19 protein-coding genes are annotated in these 23,609 nt (G+C 62.2%); 5 read left to right on the forward strand and 14 right to left on the reverse strand.

The genetic code is table 11. The annotated features are described in order from the left end of the window. Nucleotides 1–124: 124 nt before the first annotated feature. Nucleotides 125–1,510, reverse strand: a complete 1,386-nt coding sequence (locus tag VEJ16_09460; GenBank protein HYB09886.1) for an amidase family protein — start codon at nucleotides 1,508–1,510, stop codon at nucleotides 125–127. A gap of 331 nt (nucleotides 1,511–1,841) precedes the next feature. Here VEJ16_09460 and VEJ16_09465 point away from each other — a divergent pair, with 331 nt between their 5' ends. Continuing rightward, entirely contained in the window at nucleotides 1,842–2,552 is a 711-nt protein-coding gene (locus tag VEJ16_09465; protein HYB09887.1) for a Crp/Fnr family transcriptional regulator, read from the forward strand. 237 nt (nucleotides 2,553–2,789) lie between these two features. Here the strand turns inward: VEJ16_09465 and VEJ16_09470 are convergent, their stop codons facing one another. The 4 genes from VEJ16_09470 to VEJ16_09485 form a co-directional block, all read right to left on the reverse strand. Further along, complete coding sequence (locus VEJ16_09470; protein HYB09888.1) at nucleotides 2,790–5,021, reverse strand: adenylate/guanylate cyclase domain-containing protein; 2,232 nt, start codon at nucleotides 5,019–5,021, stop codon at nucleotides 2,790–2,792. 222 nt (nucleotides 5,022–5,243) lie between these two features. Beyond that, the gene (locus VEJ16_09475; protein HYB09889.1) at nucleotides 5,244–5,642 is read right to left on the reverse strand and encodes a (deoxy)nucleoside triphosphate pyrophosphohydrolase; all 399 of its coding nucleotides are present in this window, start codon (nucleotides 5,640–5,642) and stop codon (nucleotides 5,244–5,246) included. An 84-nt stretch (nucleotides 5,643–5,726) separates the two neighbouring features. Beyond that, complete coding sequence (gene argJ / locus VEJ16_09480; protein ID HYB09890.1) at nucleotides 5,727–6,956, reverse strand: bifunctional glutamate N-acetyltransferase/amino-acid acetyltransferase ArgJ; 1,230 nt, start codon at nucleotides 6,954–6,956, stop codon at nucleotides 5,727–5,729. Nucleotides 6,957–7,042: 86 nt separating this feature from the next. Then, nucleotides 7,043–7,966 carry a peptidylprolyl isomerase gene (locus tag VEJ16_09485; GenBank protein HYB09891.1) on the reverse strand — a complete coding sequence of 308 codons (924 nt, stop codon included), beginning with the start codon at nucleotides 7,964–7,966 and terminating at the stop codon, nucleotides 7,043–7,045. A 281-nt stretch (nucleotides 7,967–8,247) separates the two neighbouring features. On the opposite strand from VEJ16_09485, the gene secA reads away from it, so the two are divergent. Further along, on the forward strand, nucleotides 8,248–11,034 hold the full coding sequence (secA, locus tag VEJ16_09490; GenBank protein HYB09892.1) for a preprotein translocase subunit SecA: 2,787 nt from the start codon (nucleotides 8,248–8,250) through the stop codon (nucleotides 11,032–11,034). A 172-nt stretch (nucleotides 11,035–11,206) separates the two neighbouring features. On the opposite strand, the gene VEJ16_09495 is transcribed toward secA, so the two are convergent. From VEJ16_09495 to VEJ16_09505, 3 genes are all read right to left on the reverse strand, one after another. Beyond that, nucleotides 11,207–12,163 carry an acetyl-CoA carboxylase carboxyltransferase subunit alpha gene (locus tag VEJ16_09495; protein HYB09893.1) on the reverse strand — a complete coding sequence of 319 codons (957 nt, stop codon included), beginning with the start codon at nucleotides 12,161–12,163 and terminating at the stop codon, nucleotides 11,207–11,209. A gap of 246 nt (nucleotides 12,164–12,409) precedes the next feature. Further along, nucleotides 12,410–13,567, reverse strand: coding sequence for an FAD-dependent oxidoreductase (locus VEJ16_09500; GenBank protein ID HYB09894.1), 1,158 nt, complete (start codon nucleotides 13,565–13,567; stop codon nucleotides 12,410–12,412). A gap of 9 nt (nucleotides 13,568–13,576) precedes the next feature. Then, a complete protein-coding gene (locus tag VEJ16_09505) occupies nucleotides 13,577–14,269 on the reverse strand; it encodes an HAD family hydrolase (GenBank protein ID HYB09895.1) in 693 nt (230 codons plus the stop codon). A 164-nt stretch (nucleotides 14,270–14,433) separates the two neighbouring features. On the opposite strand from VEJ16_09505, the gene VEJ16_09510 reads away from it, so the two are divergent. Continuing rightward, entirely contained in the window at nucleotides 14,434–15,198 is a 765-nt protein-coding gene (locus VEJ16_09510; protein ID HYB09896.1) for an AraC family transcriptional regulator, read from the forward strand. A 276-nt stretch (nucleotides 15,199–15,474) separates the two neighbouring features. Here the strand turns inward: VEJ16_09510 and VEJ16_09515 are convergent, their stop codons facing one another. The 6 genes from VEJ16_09515 to VEJ16_09540 all read right to left on the reverse strand — a co-directional run bounded on the left by VEJ16_09515 (nucleotide 15,475) and on the right by VEJ16_09540 (nucleotide 21,643). Further along, a complete protein-coding gene (locus VEJ16_09515; GenBank protein ID HYB09897.1) occupies nucleotides 15,475–16,452 on the reverse strand; it encodes a CoA ester lyase in 978 nt (325 codons plus the stop codon). A 238-nt stretch (nucleotides 16,453–16,690) separates the two neighbouring features. Then, a complete protein-coding gene (locus tag VEJ16_09520) occupies nucleotides 16,691–16,819 on the reverse strand; it encodes a hypothetical protein (protein ID HYB09898.1) in 129 nt (42 codons plus the stop codon). An 11-nt stretch (nucleotides 16,820–16,830) separates the two neighbouring features. Next, nucleotides 16,831–18,204 (reverse strand): OFA family MFS transporter, encoded by a 1,374-nt coding sequence (locus VEJ16_09525; GenBank protein ID HYB09899.1) that lies wholly within the window; start codon nucleotides 18,202–18,204, stop codon nucleotides 16,831–16,833. A 322-nt stretch (nucleotides 18,205–18,526) separates the two neighbouring features. Continuing rightward, a complete protein-coding gene (locus VEJ16_09530) occupies nucleotides 18,527–19,429 on the reverse strand; it encodes a site-specific tyrosine recombinase XerD (protein ID HYB09900.1) in 903 nt (300 codons plus the stop codon). A 218-nt stretch (nucleotides 19,430–19,647) separates the two neighbouring features. Next, a complete protein-coding gene (locus tag VEJ16_09535) occupies nucleotides 19,648–21,522 on the reverse strand; it encodes a hypothetical protein (protein HYB09901.1) in 1,875 nt (624 codons plus the stop codon). Further along, complete coding sequence (locus tag VEJ16_09540; protein ID HYB09902.1) at nucleotides 21,503–21,643, reverse strand: hypothetical protein; 141 nt, start codon at nucleotides 21,641–21,643, stop codon at nucleotides 21,503–21,505. The genes VEJ16_09535 and VEJ16_09540 overlap by 20 nt, the downstream gene beginning before the upstream one ends. Nucleotides 21,644–21,961: 318 nt before the next feature. Between VEJ16_09540 and VEJ16_09545 the strand changes: the two genes are divergently transcribed. Together VEJ16_09545 and aroB are read left to right on the forward strand one after the other, a co-directional pair. After that, the gene (locus tag VEJ16_09545) at nucleotides 21,962–22,492 is read left to right on the forward strand and encodes a shikimate kinase (protein ID HYB09903.1); all 531 of its coding nucleotides are present in this window, start codon (nucleotides 21,962–21,964) and stop codon (nucleotides 22,490–22,492) included. Then, complete coding sequence (gene aroB / locus VEJ16_09550; protein ID HYB09904.1) at nucleotides 22,462–23,601, forward strand: 3-dehydroquinate synthase; 1,140 nt, start codon at nucleotides 22,462–22,464, stop codon at nucleotides 23,599–23,601. The genes VEJ16_09545 and aroB overlap by 31 nt, the downstream gene beginning before the upstream one ends. Nucleotides 23,602–23,609 lie beyond the last annotated feature (8 nt).

Raw genomic sequence — 23,609 nt, forward strand, 5'->3', positions numbered from 1 at the left:
TTTATGAAAAAAGGCAAAGAAGTTTAGGGCGTTCGAGCTATCATGAAAGACAGATTCAAGCTATTCCAATAACTTATCTTTAGCGCCTGTGAAGTATCGCCGATGGAAGCGAGTTTCGCAGATGCTAAGAATGGCCGATTCGGGGATCGATCGGCAGTTTTTGGGCAAGGCCAGCATCGGCCTCGAAAATTGCCGCCGCCTCGAGTAGGGCGGCCTCCCCGCGCGGACGGCCAATGATCTGGAGACCAACAGGTCGGCCATCTGCCGTGAAGCCGCAGGGTATTGAAATAGCCGGGCAACCGGCCAGCGTGCCCGGAAACGCAATTGTCAGCCAGTCCATGTAGTTGTCGAGCTTGTGCCCCTCGATTTCTTCGACGTAGCGCTGCTCCACGGGAAACGGTGGGACGGCTGAAGCAGGGCAGGCAAGCAAATCGTAATCGGCGAAGAACGCGGCCATGCGGTTGAGAAGGGCGCTCCGCGCCAAGGTGGCGCGCCCGATGTCCTCGGCCGAAAGCTTGAGGCCTTTTTCGATGTTCCAGATCATCTCAGGTTTCAACCGATTACGATGTTTGAGGAGTTTTTCCGCATGTCCCGTCACGAATTTGGCAGCACGCAATGTTTGGAAGATGGCGCCCGCGTCGCGCAGGTCGGGGCACGCCTCCTCGACGGAAGCGCCCAACCCTTCAAAGCGTCGCACGGCCTTGGTGCAGATTTCCTTGACCTCGCGCGCGATCGGGAGGCTGCCGAGGTCGGCGCTGAAAGCTATACGCTTCGCCATCGTGGGTGCGGCGACATGGTCGCTGAAGGAGCGTGCGGGCGGATGCACGGCAAGCGGATCGCGGGGGTCGGCGCCGACCATGGCGTCGAGCATGAGGGCGAGATCGCCCACATTGCGCGCCATCGGCCCGTCTACCGCGAGCGTGTCGAACGCGTCCGCCTTGGGCCCGTGCGCCACGAGGCCCGGGCTTTGTCGCAGGCCGACGACGCCGCAGAAACTGGCTGGCGTGCGCAGGCTACCGCCAAGATCCGAACCGTTGGCGAGCCAAACCTGCCCGACGGCGAGGGCGACCGCAGCCCCGCCCGACGAACCCCCGGCCGTCAGCACCGTGTTCCAAGGATTGCGCGTCGGGCCGAACACTTCGTTGAAAGTGTTCCCGCCGGCCCCGAATTCGGGCGTGTTCGATTTTGCGACCACGACCCCGCCATTGCGTTCGAGGGTTTCGACGACGACATCGGAATGCTGCGAAACATGATCCGCGAAAATTGGCGAGCCCCAAGTCGTCCGCACGCCCGCAACCTCGACGAGATCCTTGATTGCGATGGGCAGGCCTGCGAGCAGGGAACCGCGCGAAACTCGGGAAGCGTACTTGCGCGCGCGCTCGGGGCAGAGCGTGGGGAGCGCGTTGACCGCTCGATCCGTCGCCTTGATGCGGGCAAGGGCCGCATCGATGAGTTCGTCCGGCGAGACATCGCCGCGCTTGAGGGACCGAACCGCCTCGCGCGCGGTCATCTTGTAAAGTTCCGCTGTCATGGCGCGGGAGTGGACCAGAGCCTTTAAGGCTCGTCAATCGCCGAATGCCGGCTCATGCCCGCGTCCATGCGAACGGCCGGAGGCTTTGTTTTCTCGACCGTCGGCCAGGGGGCACATTGTGTGGTTTTCTATTGCCGGGCAGGCAGCCTATAATCGGGCCGGGAGCGGCTGCTTTTATTCGCACGATGAGTCGCCGGTCGTTGTTTTTAGCGCCGTCGGCCACCAGGGCGCATCATTGCCCACTCAAAAAACCCCGCCCGTTCCTCGGCGCCAGCCCGAGGCGCGGCGATCTCCAATGAGGGGGATCAGGATGCCGAAAACCAAAGAAATTGCCCACACGCTCAAGCCGATCGCACTTTTCGATGAAATCCCCGAAAAAGTTCGTGTGGACTACGAACATCGGTGCGCTTGGCGGCGCTGCAAACCCGAAGAGCAAATTATCGATCGCTCGAGCGACACCCACGAGGTGTTTTTCGTCGTTGCAGGCAGCGTAAGGATCGTGAATTTCTCGCTCTCCGGCCGCGAGATCAGCTTCGATGATCTCCACGCCGGGGACTTCTTCGGCGAGCTCGCCGCGATCGATGGCAAACCGCGCTCCGCGAGTGCCGTGGCCTTGACGGAATCGGTGCTGGCCATAATGCCGCCCGAGACTTTCCGAGCGATGGTGACCGAGCATCCAACGCTCGCCCTCGCCATCATGCGTCGCCTGGCGAAGATAATCCGCGTCTCCACCGGGCGGATCATGGACCTCTCCACGCTAGCGGCCCACGATCGAGTTTGTGCCGAACTCGTGCGTCTTGCGCGGCCCAATCTCAAGAGCGACGGCACGGCGCGCATAAGCCCAATTCCTATCCACTCGGATATCGCCAGTCGTGTTTCGACCACGCGCGAAACCGTCGCCCGTGTCCTCGGCGAGCTTGCAAAGCATCGCCTGCTCAAGCGCGAACACGATGCCCTCGTCGTCCTCGATTTTGAGGGGCTCGAGGCGGCCGTCGAAGAGATCGCCGACGAAGTCGGGTGAGGTGATCGATTTCCGACCGCCACAGCGCTTAAGCCGGGTGAAAATTTCCTCCAGGCCTGTGACCCAGGTCACTGAGGGCAGGCCGCGGCCCGTTTAGGGTTAAGGTTAGATTGTAGCCCCGATCCTTCCTCCTTCATTCGGGTCCTTCAATCCGGGAACCTCACTCCTCCTGCAAGACGCCTAGGGCCGGGAATTTTTCCCGGCCCTACTTTATTCGGCTTTCGCCCGAAATGATGGCTACTTCGTGAGCGCCACGTAAACCCCGTCCCAGTCCGCCGGCGGAGGGGCCTTCTCGAAATCCGCAAGGCGTTCCTCATAGACCCCATAGAACGCCTGAAGCATTTCCGGCGCTTCGGCACGGCTCGCTTCGAGCGCTTGGCGTGCCCGCGCCCAATCCTTGGCGCGATAAGCCGCGATGAGGGCGTCGTGGTCCGCCTTGAGCGCTGAAAAGGTCGGATTGCCCGACATCGTCTCATCGCCCAGGAGCGCGAATATGCGGACCGGCTGGGTCTTGCCCTTGACACGGATGAGGTCGAGTTCCAATGCCGCGAGTGCGGACGCCGAAGCCGCGGTCGTCTCGCCGATCACGATGTCGACGCCGTATGTCTTCGACTGACCCTCGAGCCTCGAGGCGAGGTTCACGTCGTCGCCTAGGACCGAATAATCGAACCGCTGATCCGATCCCATGTTGCCCACACAGCAGACGCCGGTATTGAGGCCGATGCCGACGCGCACCTCGTGAAAGGCCTTGCCCTCGGCTTGCGCCTGGTGGCGCCACTCGTCGTTGAGGCGGACGAGGTCGGCACGCATGCTGAGTGCGGCGCGGCAAGCGCTGAGCGCATGTGCCGGATCGTCGAGTGGGGCGTTCCAGAACGCCATGATCGCGTCGCCCATGTATTTATCGATCGTCCCGCCGGAGGCGAGGATGAGATCGGTCATGGGTGTGAGGAAGCTGTTGATGAAGCGCGTCAGGCCGTGAGCGTCGAAGCCCTCGGCGATCGTGGTAAAGCCGCGAATATCGCAGAACATGAGCGTCATCTCGCGCATTTCGCCGCCGAGCTTAAGTCTTTCAGGGTGGTTTGCGAGTTGCGTGACGATGGCAGGCGCCAAATATCGACTGAACGCGGTTCGCACGCGTCGGCGCTCCGCTTCGGTGCGCAGATAGAGAATGGCGGACGACGAAAGATAAACGAGAAGCACGACGAGCGAGGGAGTCACGGGATCGAGCAGGAGCTTGTACTGGCTATAGGCGTAGACCGAGACGCCGACCGCCGCTACCAGCGCCCCCGCACCGACGAGTGCAGCCCATTGTGCGCCGACCTTGGGCAGCCGCGCGGTGAGGAAGAGGCCGAGGCCTAGCATGTAGAGGAGTTCGAGCCCCGGCGCCCAGTCGGGCCGCTTGAGGTGATCGTCGAGCAGGATCTGTTCGACGAGCTGCGCATGCACTTCGACGCCGGGTGCGACCGGATCGAGCGGGGTCGAGCGAAGGTCGAGCAGACCGGCAGCACTTGCGCCGATGAAGACGATGCTGTCCTTGATCAGACTGCTGTCGAAGCCTGGCTCGAAGACCTTCCAAGCCGGCACGAAACGCTGCGCCACGTGGCCGGTATAGTGCACCCAGAGCCGGCCGTTCCCATCGGTTGGCACGATCAGGTCGCCGATCTTGATCGAATTGATGCCGGTGTGCGCGCCGAACGCCGTTTCCTGATTCGCACCCGAGGATTTGACGATATCCGTCTTAGCCCCTTGCGCCACCCGCAATGCCTCCGCGGCGAGGGTGGGATAGATCCGGGTCCCCATCGCAAGAAGAAGCGGCACGCGGCGCGTGATGCCGTCCAACTCGACAAGATCGGTGAAGGTACCGTTGCCGGTTGCGGCTGCCTCGAGGATCGGCAAATTCGTTACCGCACCCGGAAATCGGAACACGAAGGGATGGGGGTCGTCTCCGGCGAAGGCGAAGCTTGCCTTGGCGGCGGGCACGCGGGTACCGGTGCGCTGGTTGAGGGCAAAGCCCGTGGCAACGCGGGCGCGCTTCATCGCTTCGGCAAGCACTTCGTCGTGGTCGGGTAAGCTCTTGAGCCGCAATATCGCTGGATCGTCAGCCGGCAAGGCGCTCAGGTCCGCGAGCAGGCGCGTTGGCGAGGTACGGTCCGGCTCGGCGAAGACGATATCGAACACGATCGCCGCAGCACCTAACTCATTGAGGCGATCCACGAGCTTGGCGACGAGCGTGCGCGGCCACGGCCATTGGCCGAGGCGCGAGAGGGATTCGTCGTCGAGGTCGACGATGCGCACGGGTGCTGGCTCATAGGCGCGCGGCTCCATGCGCAAATAGCTGTCGAAGACGAGGAATCGGAGCTGGGTGAGGATTGCAGGTTCGCTATACCAGCCGGCTAAAGCGACCGCCATGATCGCGAGCGGCAAGGTCCAGTGAAGCTTCCGCTTGAGGTATCCCCACGCCCAATGCATTACACAATGCTAATATTAAGTGGGGCTTTGCGCCATAGACCGAGTGCGACGGCAGCATGGCTAGTGTGGCGAATCCGAAATTCGCCACATCTTGGGTGCGGGAGTGAGCGAACTTCGGATTCAAAGCCACACTAGCAATATTTTGTATCTAGTGCGGTATTCGGATTTGAAGTTCCTAAACGCGCATACCACCAAAATGACAGGAACTTCAAATCCACCACACTAGAGCAGTTCCTGAAGCACGGGGATCAACGGAGCGTCCGCAGGCGGCATGGGGTAATCGCCGAGGCGCTCCGGGCGTACCCATTTGAGGTTTTGCCCCTCCTTCCCTCTCGCTGTCCCGTTCCATACCCGGCAGACATAAAGCGGCATGAGAAGGTGAAACCGTTCGTAGCGGTAAGACGCGAAGGTGAGCGGGGCAAGGCAGCTTTCGGAGGTATCGATGCCGAGTTCTTCCTCGAGTTCGCGCACGAGGGCGGCCTCCGGGGCCTCGTCGTCCTTGGGTTTGCCGCCGGGGAATTCCCAGAGCCCGGCCATCGGCTTGCCGGCTGGACGTTGGGCGAGCAAAACCCGCCCGTCGACGTCGACGAGAGCCACCGCCACCACAAGGACGACGGGCAACGGATCGCCCGCTTCCTGGCCTCCACGATGCGCCAGTACCTCCTCGCAGCCCTTCATTGGCGCGCCCCCTTGACCGCGAATTGGCTAGCTTCGGTAGCTTCCATTTATGCGGATATAGCCCTCTGTTAGGTCGCATGTCCAAACCGTGGCCTTGCCGCGCCCCACGCCCACGTCGACCTCGATCAGGATATTGTCGCCCCTCATGTGCTGGACCACGGGTGTTTCGTCATAATCCGCAATCGGTACGCCGTTCTCGGCGATCCGCACCCCACCCATCGAGATGGCGAGCTTGTCGCGCTCGGCCTTCTCGCCCGCCTTGCCGACCGCCATGACTACACGACCCCAATTGGCGTCTCCCCCTGCGATCGCGGTTTTCACCAGCGGGGAGTTGGCAATCGAAAGCGCAATGCGCTTGGCGGCGCGTGCGGAGGCAGCACCGCTCACGCTGACCGTAATGAATTTCCTTGCACCTTCGCCGTCGCGGACGACCTGTTGCGCCAAATCGACGAGGACCTCTTCGAGAGCGCGCTTGAATGGACGAAGGACCGGATCGCGCGCCGATTTCGGCACGGGGTGGACGACGCGCCCGCTTGCGCAGACGAGCAGCGTGTCGCTCGTCGAGGTATCGCTGTCGACCGTGATGCAATTGAACGAGCGTTCGTTGGCACCCGAAACGAGGTCTTGCAGGATCGACGCAGGGATCGCCGCATCGGTGAAGACAAATGCGAGCATCGTCGCCATGTCAGGCGCTATCATGCCCGAGCCTTTGGCAATACCGTTTATCGTGACCGGATTGCCCGCGACCTGTGTTGTGCGGGTCGATCCCTTTGGAAACGTGTCGGTGGTCATGATCGCGGCGGCCGCGTCGGGCCAATTCCGCGCGTCGAGAGCGGCGCGCGTTGCGTCAAGCGCGTCGACGATCTTCCGCTCCGGCAGGAACTCACCGATCACGCCGGTCGAAGCGACCATGATTTCCTCGGCGACACAGCCGATGCGCGCGGCGAGTGCGCCTACACTCGTTTCGAGTGCGCGCATGCCCTCGGCACCGGTGAAGGCGTTGGCATTGCCCGAGTTCGCGAGAATCGCCCGACAGCGCCCGCCTTTGAGCGCCTTGCGACACCAGAGGACGGGGGCCGATGCGGTGAGCGAGCGTGTGAAGACGCCGGCGACCGTGGCCCCAGGGTCCAGTTCTGCCAGAAAGAGATCCTTGCGGCCGGCGTAGCGGACCCCGGCGGCACTTGCACCAACCCTGACGCCTGCCAAAGGCGGCAAATCCGGAAAGCGTTGCGGCGCAAGCGGGGAGCGTTCGGGCATGATGTCGCCTATATTCGATTTGCAGGTTCTTAGGTTCTTTGCTGCGGCGCGTGACGATCGGACGCGTTCAACTCGAGCGATTGAAACTAGTCCGGTGAAATCCCGCTGTCCGCCGGCTTATTCTCCTCGGTCTTCGGAGAGCCATCGGGATTGAAGCGGACGATCTTCGCTTTCTCTCGCAGATCACTGACCACCTGGGCGATGACATCCCGGCTCGCCTCGCGTTCGAGGTCGTCCTTCGCCTCCTCGAAGGTCGGCGGGGTCGACGTGCGCGACTCCTCGACCAGGATGACGTGGTAGCCAAATTGCGTTTTCACCGGCGTTTGGGTGTAGTCGCCCGGCTTGAGCGCAAAGGCCGCATCCGCGAATTCCGGTACGACGTCGCCACGCTTGATGAAGCCCAGATCGTCGTTCGCTTCTGCCGAAGTCCCGGTCGAATATTTCTTCGCGACGTCCGCGAACTTCGCGCCCGACTTGAGCTCCGCGATCGCCGCCTTCGCCTCGTCTTCCGTTTTGACAAGAATTTGACGGACATGGATCTCCTGCTCGGGCGGATTGTTTTTAAGGTATTCCTGATAGCGCTTTTTCAGCACATCGTCGGTCAGCTTGGCCTTGACCGCGCGCGTCAGGTAGACGTTCTGGATCACCTGGTCCTCGAGCCGTGCTAGGCGCTCCTTGACTTCGGGGTCGTTGGCAAGGCCATCCTTACGGCCCGCCGAGGTGAGCAACTTGCCGTCGATCAAGCGCTCGACGAGGGCGCCGAAGACGATCTCCAACGGGAAAGACTGGTATTGGGCCGGCAGGTCCTCCCTGGCCGCCTCGACGTCGGAACGGTGAATATCCACGCCGTTCACGATGGCGACGACCGGATCCCCCGCCTTGTCGGCAGGCTTTGCAGGTGTGCCCGTTGCCGATCCTTGCGGAGCGGGGGCGCTTTGCGCAAGTGCCGAACCCATGAAAAATGCAAGTGCCGCGGCCGCCGCTAGGGCGCGGGCGAAGGGCGAAATCATGACGGGCCTCTATCAGGGACGGCTTTAATGCGGGCGCACGCTCGGGCACCTTGCCATCCATGTTGGCGCCCTTGGGCTTTAGAATGCTCGCGCCGATAAATGCACAAAGCCCTTCCGCGAACAAGAGAAGGTTGTTGGCCTCGACGTGGCGGCGGCAAGGGGGCAACCTTGTCGCTGGGCGGCCGTCGTTCTCATTGACACTACCCCTTGACCCTCCTATCTCTGCAGCGGGTGTGCGCCGCAAGGTGCCCCGTATTTTATGCGTCTTCGAGGTCCGTCCCATGTTCGGCGCCATCGCCCGGCGGCTGCTCGGCACCGCCAACGATCGTTTTCTGAGGAGCCTTCAGCCTCATGTCGACAGGATCAATGCGCTCGAAGCCGAGCTCGAGAAACTTCCGGATGCCGAACTAAAGGCGCGCACGGATCTTCTGAGAGGCCGTCTCGCCGACGGCGAGCAGCTCGACGATGTGCTGCATGAGGCCTTCGCGACGGTGCGCGAGGCCGCCAAGCGAACTTTGGGCCAGCGCCATTTCGACGTGCAGCTCCTAGGCGGCATGGTGCTCCACAAGGGCATGATCGCGGAGATGAAGACGGGCGAAGGCAAGACGCTCGTCGCTACACTTGCGGCCTACCTGAACGCGCTCGCCGGCGAGGGCGTTCACATCGTCACGGTTAACGATTATTTGGCCCGGCGCGACGCCGAATGGATGGGACAAATTTATCGCTTCCTCGGCCTATCGGTCGGCGTCATCGTGCACGGGCTGTCCGACGAGGACCGCCGACTTTCCTATGGCGCCGACATCACCTATGGCACCAACAACGAGTTTGGCTTCGACTATCTGCGCGACAATATGAAGTACCGGCTCGAAGACATGGTGCAGCGCCCATTCAGCTTCGCGATCGTCGACGAGGTCGACAGCATCCTGATCGACGAAGCGCGCACGCCGCTCATCATCTCCGGGCCGGCGGAAGACAGTTCCGAGCTGTACATCAAGGTCAATGCCCTGATCCCGGAACTCCAGCCCGACGACTACGAAAAGGACGAAAAGGCGCGCCAGGTCACCCTGACCGAGCAGGGTGTCAACCATATCGAGGAGCTGACGCGCGCCCAGGGCCTGCTCAAGTCAGGCGGCCTCTATGACGTCGTGAACATTGCAATTCTTCACCATGTTGGCCAGGCCCTCCGTGCCCACAAGCTCTTCCAGCGCGACACCGACTACATTGTCAAGGGCGGCAAGGTCGTCATCATCGACGAATTCACTGGGCGGATGATGGAGGGTCGGCGCTATTCGGAGGGCCTGCACCAGGCGCTCGAGGCGAAGGAGGCTGTCGAGGTCCAGACCGAAAACCAGACCCTCGCGTCGATCACGTTTCAAAATTATTTCCGTATGTACCCCAAGCTTGCCGGCATGACGGGTACCGCTATGACGGAAGCCGAAGAGCTTGGCGACATTTACAAGCTCGAGGTGATCGAAGTTCCGACCAACGTTCCGGTCGTCCGCAAGGACTGGGATGACGAGGTTTATCGCACCGCGCGCGAAAAGAACGACTCCATCGTCGCTTTCATCGAGGAGGCGCGGGCGAAGGAGCAGCCCGTTCTGGTCGGCACCGTCTCCATAGAGAAGTCCGAGCTGCTTTCCGAACTCCTCAAGAAGCGCAAGATACCGCATCAGGTGCTCAATGCGCGCTACCACGAGCAAGAGGCGTTCATCATCGCGCAAGCAGGCCGGCCGGGTGCAGTTACGATCGCGACTAACATGGCGGGCCGCGGGACCGACATCCAGCTGGGCGGCAACGTCGAGATGCGCGTGAAGCAGGAGCTCGCCAATATCGAGGAGCCGCAAGCGCGGCAATCGAAAGAAGCCGATATTCGTGCTGAGGTCGCCAAGTTCCGAGAGGTGGTCGTCGGGGCGGGCGGCCTTCTGGTGGTCGGCACGGAGCGTCACGAGAGTAGGCGTATCGATAACCAGTTGCGCGGCCGGTCGGGCCGCCAGGGCGACCCGGGTGCATCGAAGTTCTTCCTTTCGCTCGAGGACGACCTGATGCGCATTTTCGGCTCCGAACGCATGGACGGCATGCTCCAGAAACTTGGCCTGAAGGAAGGCGAAGCGATCACTCATCCATGGATCAACAAGGCCCTCGAAAAGGCGCAGCAGAAGGTCGAGGCGCGCAACTTCGATATCCGTAAGAACCTGCTGAAGTTCGACGACGTGATGAACGACCAGCGCAAGGCGATCTATGAACAACGGCGCGAATTGATGCACCAGGACGAAGTCGCGGCGACGGTCGAGGAAATGCGCCAGGACGTGGTGCACGACATCGTCACCAAATCCATTCCAGAGCATTCCTATCCCGAGCAATGGAACACGGCGGCCGTGCATGACGACTGCATGCGCATTTTCGACCTTGACCTGCCGATCGTGGAGTGGGCGAAGGAAGAAGGTATTGGGGAGTCGACGATCACCGAGCGTATCGAGAAGGCCGCAGCGTCCAAGATGGCTGAGAAGGTCGGCAAATATGGGCCAGAGATCATGCGCATGGCCGAGAAAAGTATCCTTCTTCAGCTATTCGACCAGGTGTGGAAGGAGCATCTCTTGGCGCTCGACCACTTGCGGCAAGCGATCGGGCTGCGCGCTTATGGCCAGCGCGATCCTCTGATCGAATATAAGCGCGAGGCCTTTTCTGCATTCGGGGATATGCTGCATCGCTTGCGCGAGACGGTGACGGGCGTTCTCTGCCATCTCGAGCTGCGCGTCCAAACGCCCGAAGCCTTGATGCCGCGCACACCGCAACCGCGCGATATGCACGAACAGCATGACGAGATGTCCATGTTCGGCGAACCAGCACCAGCAGGTGACGGCGACGCCGGCCTGATGCCCGGTCCTGTATTGCGCGGTCCGGCCACGGGTCCGAACGATCCGCCACCCGTGCCCGGCATGGTGTGGTTTGCGCCGGGCGGGCGCTGGATCAATCCAAACGACACGAGTACCTGGGGCAAGGTCCCACGAAATGCGCCTTGTCCCTGCGGCTCGGGCAAGAAGCATAAGCATTGCCACGGGAAGGCCTAGTGTGGCGGATCCGAAATTCGCCGCATTAGGGGGCGGGACAGGGAGCGAATTTCGGATTTAAAGCCACACTGGTAATATGTTGTATCGAGTGCGGTATTCGGATTTGAAGTTTCTTAAGGCAGATGCCACCAAAATGACAGGAACTTCAAATCCACGGCACCAGGCGAGCCTGCTAGGCTAGTCCTTTCTGACCCATATCGAGAAACTTGGCGCGCCGGCGGGCCTTGAGCTGGTTCCCGTCCAGCTTTTCGAGTGGACGAAGCGCTTCTTCGATGGCGCTGCCGACTGCAGCAACGGCCATTTCGGTCTCACGATGCGCACCACCGAGAGGTTCGGGGACGATTTGATCGACGACACCGAGCTTGAGGAGGTCTTGCGCGGTAAGCCGCAAGGCCTCGGCCGCTTCTTGTACGTGGTTTCCGTCGCGCCAGAGGATCGAGCCGCAGCCTTCGGGGGATATGACCGAATAGACCGCGTGTTCGAGCATGAGCACCGCGTTCGCCGCGGCGAGCGCCATGGCCCCACCTGAGCCGCCTTCGCCGATGATCACAGCCACGAGCGGAATCTTGACCTCGAGGCAGGTCGCAATGCTTTTGGCGATCGCTTCGGCTTGGCCGCGCTCCTCGGCACCGACACCCGGATAAGCGCCGGCGGTATCCACGAGCGTGATCAGCGGTAAATGAAACCGCTCGGCAAGTTGCATAAGGCGCTGCGCCTTGCGATAGCCTTCGGGCTTTGCCATGCCGAAATTGTGGCGAACGCGAGTCTGGGTGTCCGCACCTTTTTCGTGCCCGATGACCATAACCGAGCGGCCGCGAAAGCGCCCCAGTCCACCGACGATCGCACGGTCCTCCGCGAAACTCCGATCCCCCGCCAGCGGCGTGAAATCCTCGATCAGGCTCTTTACGTAATGAGAGAGATGCGGCCGCGCCGGGTGCCGGGCCACCTGCACTTTCTGCCAAGCGGTGAGCTTGCCATAGGTCAGGCGCAACAGCCTGTCGAGCTTGAGCTGGAGCCGCTGCACCTCCTCCGCGATATTGATGTCGGTGCTGTTGGAGAGGTGCCTCAGCTCCTCGATCTTGCCTTCGAGTTCCGCGATAGGTTTCTCGAAATCGAGGTAGTGATTCATGGCGGATACCTAGCACAGCTCCTCCGGTGCGGCGACGCGAAAAACCGTGCCGGATTGCCCAACCGGATTAGAGGCGTTAGGGGAACGAATTGTCTCGAATTCTAGAAAAGGTGGTATGTTTTCTCGTAATTTACCTTGTATATTCATGTAACGTTCTAGTCAGTCATCCGTTAAAGGCAAACCCGCGTCGTTTGCCATGGCATGGAAGATCGAGCCGTGTGCGATGCTTGCTATCCGCCGGGCAGGTCAACTCTCGGCTCGGCCGCGGCCGCTGAGAGGTGCCAGCCGTGCTGGCGAGATGAGATCGAGAGTTATGCCCAATCGTTTCATGGCGTCGGGAATGTCGCCGCCCGTCGCCAATGCGGCTGCGAGGTGCGCCCCACCAGGCGATGCCATCACGCCATTACCACCCTGCCCCGCGTACCAGATGAAGCTCGGCTCGACGGGGTCTGGGCCAATGACAGGCTCTTCGTCGGGAGCGAAGCTCCGCAAACCTGCCCAGCGACTGTGAATATGCCGAACCCGCATCGTGGTCGCCCGTTCGATGCGATCGGCTGCAGTGGCGACATCGAATTCGTCGGGCTGACAGTCGCAAGGCTCGATCGGCGTCTTATCGACGGGCGAGACCATGATGCGTCCGCCCTCCGGCTTGAAGTACCAAGTCTCAGCAACGTCGAACGTCATCGGCCAGGCCGCAAAATCGCAACCGATCGGTGCATCGAACGTGATGGCCGTCCTCCGGTAGGGCGTAATGCCCCGACGTGGAAGGCCGGCAAGTTCGGCCACTCGGTCGGCCCAAGCGCCGGCCGCGTTCACGAGGATCGGTGCGGTCAGGACAGTTTTGGCGCATTCGACCTGCCAGACCCGGTCCTGCCGCCGAATGACCATCGCTTCGGCGCTGAAAAGGAACTTTGCACCGTTCCGCCTCGCAAGCCGTAGAAATCCCTGGAGCAACGCATTCGCATCGATATCGGCACAACCCGGCTCGAAGAGCGCGAACGTGTAGTCCCCGATTTTGAGGACAGAGCAAAGTTCTAACGCCGCCGTCGCGGGCATCAACTCGCAACTGACGCCGCGTCGTCGAAGTTCGGTCTCACTTCGCCTGAGATCGGCTTCCGTATCGGACGTGGCGAGGAAAAGGGCGCCGAGGGGCCGCAACAGCGCATATTCAGCGAAGCCGTCGGGCGGGTTCTCGAAGAAGGGGCGGCTGGCGGTCGAGAGCTTCTGCCAGCCAGGCGGGCCGTAGTTCTCTGCGATGACGGCAGCCGACCGGCCGGTGCTGTGGTATCCGGGCTGCGCCTCGCGCTCGACAAGGGCGACCCGGCCAAGGCAGGAGAGTTCGTAGGCGACGGAAGCACCGGCAGCGCCGCCGCCGATCACAAGGAAATCGAAAATCTCAGCCATCGACGGCATTCATGCTCGAGGACGGGCCGGTGGCGGGAGTGCTGCGATTTCGCCGACGGTTCTCGGCAGATCGACCAAGTTCGGGATGACGCGGGTGGCCGCGGCTGGGTCGTCGCCGGTCTTGTCGCGATCGACCCAGACCCGCTTCACGCCACAACGACGGGCCGGTTCGATGTCGTGGAACCAGCTGCACGCCGCATGAATCCAGTTGCCTCGTTCGATGCCGGTCTCTTGCTCGAAGTGGGTAAAATGTCCGAGTGCGGGCTTGTAGCTTCCCACCGTCTCGGCGGTGACGACAAGATCGGGGCGCAGCGGAAATCGCTCGAGCGTTCGCGCGAAGAGGTCGTTGTCGCAATTCGTCAGCATGGCAAGTTTCCAGCCGGCGTCACGAAGCGTTCTGAGCGCGGGCCCGACATCCTCGTAGAACGGCATGCCGCCCCATTCCCGGACGAGCACATCCGATTGTCCTTGCGGCAGGCGGAAGCCGATCTGTTGAGCGCCCCGCTCCAAGGCAGCGATAAGGACGTCCTTGTAGAGACGGTGGGGTCGTTCGGCTTCAAGTGGCCGCTCGAACGCGTGATAGGCGCGAATTAGTTCATCGGTTCGCGACCCCGCGAATGGCGCGAGGGCCCGACGGTGGCCCGTCAGCCAATCGACAAGCGTTCCGAAACAATCGAACGTGACCCAGCGATCGTTTGCCATCGCTCCCCTCCATCATCGCGGACGATCCCGCACCCACCAACACGCCGACAGCTGCCAGTAGCACGCTTTTATCGGGCTGTCTTGACCGTCCCTGCGGCGGCGTTGACCGATCCTCCGAAATTTGTAGGATGGCGACTGCGGCGTCCCACGGGGAGAATGCGATCATGCACAGCCACGCTGCGGCACTTTCGCTGCGATCCTACGGCAGCGGCATGCGCACCCACACCCACGCGTTTCATCAGATCGTCCTGCCGGTATGCGGTACATTGGATGTGCAGATCGGCGACGCCGCGGCCCCGGTTGGGCGTCGCTGCGGCATGGTGATCGTTGGCGGAACCGTACATTCCTTCCGCGCGCTGGACGAGAATCGCTTCGTCATATTCGATGTGCCGCGCACCAACTTTCTTCCGGACGCGATCGTGGCCCGCGCGTCCCTGTCGCCGTTTTTCGCAATCGACGAATCGCTCGAGCAATTCGTGCGCTATCTTGCTTCGATGATGTCTTCGGGCACCCTCGACGACGAGTCGACCTATCACGCCACTGCCTTGTTGGCCCAATCGATCGGCCGGCTGCCCTCGACCCTCGAACGCCGGGATGGCCCGATCGGGCGGGCCCTCGCGACTATTGATACGAGATATGCCGAAGCATTGACCGTCGGCGACCTGGCGCGGGCCGCCGGTATGGGTATGAGCGCGTTCCACGCACGGTTCCGACGCGAGACGGGCACCACACCGGCCAATCGCCTCGCACAGGCGCGCCTCGATCACGCGTCTCGTCTGCTGCGTGAAGGAGACTCGTCGATTGCGGAGGTCGCGCTCTCGGTCGGTTTCTCCGATCAGAGTGCGCTGACGCGCAGCTTCCGCCGGCGGCGCGGAATCACACCAGCAGCACTGCGCCGCAGGTCGGGTGCCGCGCGTCCGTCATCTTAAGCGCCGCCGGCGACGAGGCGGCCGAAGGCCGAGACTCGGCCATCCACGGCTTTCAGCGATTAGGCAGAAGTGCGTGGATGCCCGGGTCAAGCCCGGGCTTGACCCGGGCATCCATGTCTTCATTGCGAGCATGACGATCGGAGAAGGCCGGGGTCGTTTGTCGGACACAACGCACTACCGTGCTTTGAATCCGAAATTCGCTCCCGGCCCCGCCCCCTAATGTGGCGAATTTTGGATACACCGCATGAGCCCGTCGTCCTTCAACGGCTCGTTCGGCTATTTGCCGCCGATCTGTTTTGCCTTCTCGACCAGGACCTGGGCTTGGCGGATGGATGCGATGTCGATGAGCCTGCCGTCAAGCGAGACCGCCCCTTTACCTTCCTTCTGGGCCTGGGCCATTGCGTCGATAATGCGCTGGGCTTTCTTCACGTCGGCTTCGCTCGGGCTGAACACCTCGTTCGCAAGCTCTATTTGGCTCGGGTGAATTGCCCATTTTCCCTCGCAGCCGAGTACCGCCGAGCGGCGCGCCTGCGCGCGAAATCCGTCGGGGTCCTGGAAATCGCCGAACGGTCCGTCGATCGGGCGCAACCCGTTGGCGCGTGCGGCCACGACGATGCGGGCGATTGCATAGTGCCACATGTCGCCCCAATGCACCTGACGCGCGCCACTCGTGTCCTTGTCAGTCAGCACCGCATAATCCGGGTTTGGTCCGCCGATATTGGTGGTCCGCGCGCGAGTTGACGCCGCATAGTCGGCCACCCCGAAATGCAGGGACTCGAGCCGTGAGCTTGCCGAGGAGATCGCCTCGACATTCTGCATGCCAAGGGCGGTCTCGATGATCAGTTCGAAACCGATGCGTTTCTTGCGTCGCATGGCAGTCTCGATCTGGGTCACCAGCATGTCGACCGCGTAGACATCCGACGGCGTCCCCACCTTGGGGATCATGATCATGTCGAGCCGTTCGCCCCCTTGCTCGAGCACGTCCACGATGTCGCGATACATGTAATGGGTATCGAGGCCGTTGATGCGAAGCGAAAGTGTTTTCGAGCCCCAATCGATGTCGTTGATCGCTTGGATGACGTTCTTACGCGCTTGCGCCTTCTCGTCGGGGGCGACCGCGTCCTCGAGATCGAGGAAAACCACATCGGCCTTTGAAGCTGCCGCCTTCTCGAACAGCTTCGTGTTGCTGCCGGGTACCGCGAGCTCGCTGCGATTGAGCCGCGCCTTGGCTTGCTCGACGATCTTGAAGCTCATCGCAACCTCTTTTCCAATCCATTTCAACGATTTGTCGCAAGATCACCAACGCAATGGGCGAGGGCGGATGATCGTTCTGCAGCGCAAAAACGATATGCCGTCGCAGCCGCCAAAAGTCAATCAGCGCGCAATGTTGCGGGACTAAGGTTTCGCCGAATTCGAAAAAAAGGGGCACCCCATCGCCACTATCGAGCGGCGATGGGGTGTCATGCATTATCGAAAATGTTTGGTGCGCAGCCTACTGGAAGAGCTTGAGCGCGTTCGCAAGCGTCTGAAGCACACCCCAGACGAGCGGTATCCCGACGAAGCCCCATGCGAGCACAAGCTTCACAACGTTTCCGGATCGTGTGTTTTGCGACGAAATCATATTAGCCTCCCTCAATCGGCCATTGCCGCGTCGGCGTCCTCGCTCAAGTGGTGCCGTTCGTGCACCGCCTGGACGAAGAGGTTGCAGAAGAAGCCGATCACCAGCAGAAACGCCATCACGTACATCGTGACGTTATAGGCTTGTGCCTTCGCCACCACATGGGTGACGTTGTATTCACGGATATAGTTGACGAGCGCGGGACCGAAGATGCCAGCCATCGACCATGCCGTGAGCAAGAGACCGTGGATTGCGCCCACGTAGCGCGTTCCGAACATGTCACGAAGGTAGGCCGGCACCGTCGCAAAACCGCCGCCATACATGCTGAAGATCACCGCGTAGAATGCGACGAACAGCGTTACGCTGCCGATTGCGCCGGTGGAGGGGACGAGCGCATAAAGCAGCGTGCCGAGTGCAAAGAACACGAAGTAGGTGTTCTTGCGGCCGAGGTAGTCCGATGTCGAAGCCCAGAAGAATCTTCCACCCATGTTGAAAAGACTCATCAAGCCGACGAACCCAGCCGCCGCAACCACACCCACGCGGCCCTGGAACACTTCCTGGATCATCGCCGACGCCTGGCCGAGCACGCCGATTCCCGCCGTCACGTTGAGGCACAATACGCCCCAGATCAGCCAGAATTGGGGCGTCTTGAGGGCGTCGTAGACATAGACGTCTCGCGTCGTCACGAGCTTCTTGGGCTCGGCCGGCGCCACATAGCCCTCGGGTTTCCAGTCGGCGGCTGGAATGCGGACAATCGCGGCACCCACCATCATGAAGCACATATAGACGATACCCATGACAACGAAGGTCGTACTGACCCCGACATCGGTCGGTGTCGAGAATTGCTGCATGAGCCACACGGAAAGAGGAGATGCGATGAAGGCGCCACCGCCAAATCCCATGATCGCCATGCCCGTCGCCATGCCCGGACGATCGGGGAACCACTTGATCAGTGTCGAAACGGGAGAGATATAGCCGATGCCGAGCCCGAACCCGCCCAAAACGCCGTAGCCGAAATAAATCAGCCAAATATTGTGCAGTTCAGCGCCGATCGCCGAGAGAATGAATCCCCCACCCCAGCAAAGAGCGGCCGTGAACATCGCCCGCCGCGGGCCGCCAACCTCAACCCACCGGCCGAGGAGTGCCGCCGAGGCGCCGAGGACGAAGATGGCGATACTGAAAATCCACCCGAGCTGCGGCAGGTTCCAATCGTCGGGCGCCGATTGGCTGACGCCGAGCAGCTTGGTCAGCGGCAGATTGAACACGCTGAAAGCGTAGGCCTGACCAATGCAAAGATGCACGCAGAGTGCTGCCGGCGGCACCAACCACCGATTGAAGCCCGGCCCTGCAATGGTGTGTTTTCTGTCGAGTACCGACAAAAAGGTCATTTCGTTTCTCCCTAGAACGTCAAACACAGCCTTCTTCCGTCACCCTGCCCAGCCTCTCGGCCCGCTGTCGTTGCAGCGCACAGGGTCCTCAACGGCAAACCCCTTCGAATGCCGTTCGCACGTTTCCCCCTCGGGCCCAATGGGGTCCTTGGGAGGCTTTTCCATTTCGCCGATTTGCGCCGAGACGAAGGGCGTTGGCGGCCGATGGCTTAACTGCTCGTAGCGCCCTCGGCCAAGCCGCGGACGCTGTGGCGTCTGGCATACATTATAACCGGTGCCGCAGCGGCCTTCACGCGAATATCCGGCTTCGTAGCTACCCGAATCAGGCTCGGTCCTTTCGGCTTTTGGCGAGCGGGTGGTGGTGTTGGACGAGGCTTCTCAGCCGTTCTTCGAGCACATGCGTATAGATTTGCGTCGTGGCGATATCGGCATGGCCGAGGAGCCGCTGCACGCTGCGCAAATCCGCACCATGGGCGAGGAGGTGGGTGGCGAATGCGTGGCGCAGGACGTGCGGTGAGACTTTGGCGCGGTCGAGCCCGGAGCTGAGTGCGAGTTCCTTTAAGAGCTGACCGAAGCGGTGCCGCGTGAGATGTCCGGCCGATCCAAACGAGGGGAAGAGCCAACGGGATGTTTTGCCACGCCCAAGCGTTGTCTCTCGAACGGGAAGCCATGCTTCGAGCGCTTGGCGCGCCGGCTCGGAGAGCGGCACCAAGCGCTCTTTGCTGCCTTTGCCACGAACAGTGATAAGCCGTCGGTCTCGAGCAATGGCCGCAAGGGGAAGACCGACGAGTTCGGAAACACGCATGCCGGTTGCATAGAGGAGTTCGAGGAGGAGGACGAGCCGGACGCCTTCTGGGCCCGGCCTGAGGCGCGCACCGCCCAACAAGGCTTCAACCTCGCCCTCACTCAAGAACTTCGGCAGCGGCCGACCTAGGCGCGGACTGTCGAGGGCCACAGTCGGATCATGGGCGCACAGCCCTTCGGCGTAACGAAAGCGGTGGTATTGCCGCAGTGCAGACAGCCGACGTGCGGCCGTGCGAGGAAGAAATCCTGCATGCCCGAGACTTGCGAAGTAGTCGCGCAGCGATGAGGTGTCCGATTCCTCGATTGCGCGCCCGCGTTTGCGAAGGAAGCTCTCGAAATCGGCGAGGTCGCGGCGATAGGCGTCGACCGTATTGGCGGAAGCACCGCGCTCAGCGATCAGCATTTCGAGAAACGCCTCGATTTGAGGCGACCCGGAGGCCGTACGCTTCTTGGCCGGCCGGCCGCGATGCCTGGACGATGCGCTCTTTTCCGCCTCTGACAAAGCTAAGCCGCTAACGGACAGAGCTCGACCAACGTCGCCTTTCCCGCCCCTCCGGCACGCGATCGCTGGCTGAGATCCGATCGAGCGTGCGAGATCGACGGGCGAGAGGGTGGCTTTCGATTCGAACCAATCATCATCTATACACCCGCTGCAACGGCGGCCTCTATCGCAAGACGGCGCGCCTCGGGCGCCAATCCAACCTTGCGCAGCGCCTCAACGCTCGCATCGAGCGCTACGGGATTGGTGCTCCCGGCTCCACCGGCGCCAGCCGCGATAAGTACGAGAAGCACCGTTTCGCCACGCCGGCTATCTGCTGCGGCGAATTTGAGCGCCTGCCATACGGCAATCGGCGGCATTGCCGCGGGCTCGTCCTCGGTCGAACCCAGGAGGGATTGCCAAGAAGTGCGGGGAACCGGATTGCCCAAAGCGGCAAAGAGGCCCAGAAGCTGCGCAGCGCGCTCGTCGGCGAGTTTGGCGGGGGCGTCTTTCCGTGCAACCTGTGCGGCTCTCCAAGCGCTAAAGCGGTTCTCATCCCACGGCGTTGAGCTTTCCATGGCAAGGCACGTATAGGGCCAAAGCTCGACGGCAGCGTCGAGCAGCGTGCTACCGGCCCCGACCGCCTTGGGTGCGATCGCAACCCAATTTTGCGCGGCATTGACACGGCCGGCATAGAAGAGTGCGCGTGCGGCCTCCGGTGCGAAAAAGGCGAGTTCCGGCGCCGGTGCCATCGCTTCGATCAGCGGTAAGTTCACGGCAATCGCCAACGGGTAGACCCCGGCCGAACGGGCGAGCGAAAGTGCGGTACCGATCGCTTCGGCCTTGGCAGTCGGAACTTGCGCGTCTTTGGCGGCTCGATAGAGGCGTACGCGCGTTTTTGGGCCGTAATCCGTGTCCGCTTTACCAGCCGCCCCCGCGCCGTCGGCATCGGTTAGATTCGCCTTGTCGTAGATTTGCGCGAGCCTGTCGCCGGACATAGCACCGGCGAGCGTGGCACGCTCGGCTGCGGCCAAGCGAAGGTCGGGAGGTGTATCCGGGTTCTCGGCGATCGCGCGAAGGACGGCAGGCTCGGCCACGCGCAAGGCGTCCTCCCGCAGCTGTATCTTTGCCGCGCGCATCATCGCGAAATGCAGCGGCGTGACATTGGGCAAGGCGGTCAGCCGCACCCCCTTTTCGCCCATCACGGCGTTGAGAAGCATGAAGTAGGACGGGTCTTTGTCTTCACCTTCCTCGTGGAGAAGGCTCACGCCGATATCGACCTGCTGCGTCTTTTTTTCGCTTGCTTCGCAAAAGAGCTGCAGCTTTTGCCAATATACCCCGGGGTACTTCCTGAGGAGCGAGCCCGCGTCGCGGCAGACGTCGGCTGGGGCGCCGTCGATCAGGCTCGCGTTGGTGCGCAGGCGCGCGAGCGTTTCGTCGTCGAAGGACGCGGGGATCACGGCCATCAACGACTTGAGCCCGTCGAGGTCGCCCATCTCCCCGAGCTTCTGGGCGCGAAGCGCAATGAGGCTGGCGCCCGAGTCGTCGGCTGCACCGGCGCTTGCGCCCTCGCGTTTAACCCCTTCCGGTCGATTGGCGTTCGAGAGCAGTAGCCGGTGCGCGAGATCGCGCAGCACGGGCGAGCGGATTGACGAGGGCATCGCCGCAATCAGCGTCGTGACCGTACTATGGGGCGTGCCGCGCCAAAGATCGAGCCCGAGTCCGCCTTGACCCGGATCGAGCGTGCCGAGCGCGTCATTGTCGAATCCGCCGAGCTTGTCGACTTCGATCCCTTTCGGCGATGCGACTCCGATCGGTGCGGCCGCCGGCGTGGCGGTGGGCACTTGGGGGGATAATGGCGCCTGGGAGCCCGCCCCTTCCGTCGCCAAGCCCTGTTCGGGAAGCTGAGACGACGGCTTGAGCGGAAGAAGCTGGATCGGCGCACCTTGCGCCACGTTGGTATCGGCCGCGGCGGCGCCACTCGCCCAGAACGCGAGCAACAGCCCCGCCGCAACGCTAGCGGGGAAAGCGGTCATTCGGTATGACCTTTTCGACCTTTGCTGTGGGGGCGGGAATATCCCAACTGGCGAGGAAGGCGACCCCGCCAGCCACGATGACCAGCACGGCGAGGGCGATGATACGGGAAAGCTTGAACATGCGCGTCCGTTCTTTATGTGATCGGCCTGCAGCGGGGATGCGCCGGTAGCTACGATCGCAGGCACCCACTGGCCCCTAGCGCCCGACGAACTCCCTATTAGCCGCTTTGGCGACACGCCGCGAGGCTTTGTGTTAGAGTTCCACTATGGCGATTTTACGGCACCTTTCGTCCCAAGCAAACCAGGCAATGGAACTTTTGCCCGGCCTGGCGAGCGCTTGCTTTCGACCGAGACGCCCTGGAGGGGCCTCGTGAGCGAGGTCCTGGAAAGGCCCGAGTTACCGCCCTCCCCGCCAAGGACGCTTGTCCTGGTCGGATTGATGGGGGCCGGGAAGACCTGCATCGGAAAACGCCTTGCCCAGACATTCGGCCTCGAATTCGTCGACGCGGACGAGGAGATCGAGATGGCGGCCGGCTGCAGCATCGAGGATATTTTTGCGCGCTATGGCGAAAGCCACTTCCGGGACGGGGAGCGACGGGTGATTGCCCGGCTGCTCGATTGCCCCGTGCACGTGCTTGCGACGGGCGGTGGCGCTTTTATGGATCCCCGCACGCGAGAGAAGATCCGCGAGCGTGGGATATCCGTATGGCTGCGTGCGGATATCGAACTTCTGTTGCGCCGGGTCTCGCGCCGCAACAACCGCCCGCTCCTCAAGCACGGCGACCAGCGGGCCACCCTGGAGCGGCTCATCGCCCTGCGCTATCCCATATACGCGGAGGCCGACATCGCGGTCGACAGCCTGGATGCGTCGCCCGACGCGACCGCGGAGCGAGTCGTAGCGGCACTTCGCGCCTACCTAGCCTCGAACGCGAGTGAACAATGCGAGAGGCGACAACAAGCAACGCCATGAAGGACCATCAGAGCATATCCGTCTCGCTCGGTGCGCGAGGCTATGAGATCGTTCTCGGCAGCGGCGTGCTTGATCGTGCGGGTGAACTGATGGCGCCGATACTTGCCCGGCCGCGCGTCGCTGTGGTCACGGATCGCAACACCGCCGTCCATCTGCCGCGGCTCAAGGCCGCTCTCGATCGCGCCAGAATTGTCCACGACGAGGTCGTCCTTCCTTCCGGAGAAACGACGAAGGATTTCGCTCACCTCGAAGCGCTGATCGATCGACTTCTTGCCGGCCGGATCGAGCGATCAACGGCGCTTATCGCCCTCGGCGGCGGGGTGATCGGCGATTTGACGGGCTTCGCCGCCAGTATCGTCCTGCGCGGAATCGACTTCGTGCAGATTCCCACGACGCTTCTTGCTCAAGTCGATAGCTCGATAGGCGGGAAGACCGGAATCAATACGGGCCATGGCAAGAACCTCGTGGGAAGTTTCCATCAACCCCGCCTCGTGATCGCCGACCTTTCGACCCTCGACACGCTGCCTCCCCGCGAGTTCCTCGCGGGCTATGCCGAAATCGTCAAATACGGACTGCTGGGCGATGCGGAATTCTTCGATTGGTTGGAGGCGCACGGCGAAAGCCTGATCGAGGGAGACGCGAGTGCGCGCTTGCATGCGGTTGCAAAGAGCTGCCGTGCCAAGGCCGCCATCGTCGCGGAGGACGAACGCGAGGCAGGCCAGCGCGCACTTCTCAATCTCGGTCACACCTTCGCCCACGCGTTCGAGGCTGAGACGGGCTTCGGCGCCGAGCTCCTTCACGGCGAAGCCGTGGCGCTCGGCATGGTGATGGCATTCGATCTTTCCGTCCGGCTCGGCCATTGCGCGCCCGAGGATGCGACTCGCGTACGCCGCCACTTGACCGCGGTCGGCCTGCCGACCGAACTTACCCGCGGCGATGGCCGGCGCTGGGATGCCGGCGCACTCCTCGACCACATGGCGCGCGACAAGAAGGTGCGCGATGGCAAGGTCACCTTCGTGCTAGCCCGCGGCATCGGTCGAGCCTTCGTCGCACACGACGTGGCGCGCGAAGCCGTGCGCGAGCTGCTCGACGACGCCGTCGCGGCGTGAATTTTCGA

It is taken from the genome of Alphaproteobacteria bacterium (assembly GCA_035625915.1).
GTDB lineage: Bacteria > Pseudomonadota > Alphaproteobacteria > JACZXZ01 > JACZXZ01 > DATDHA01.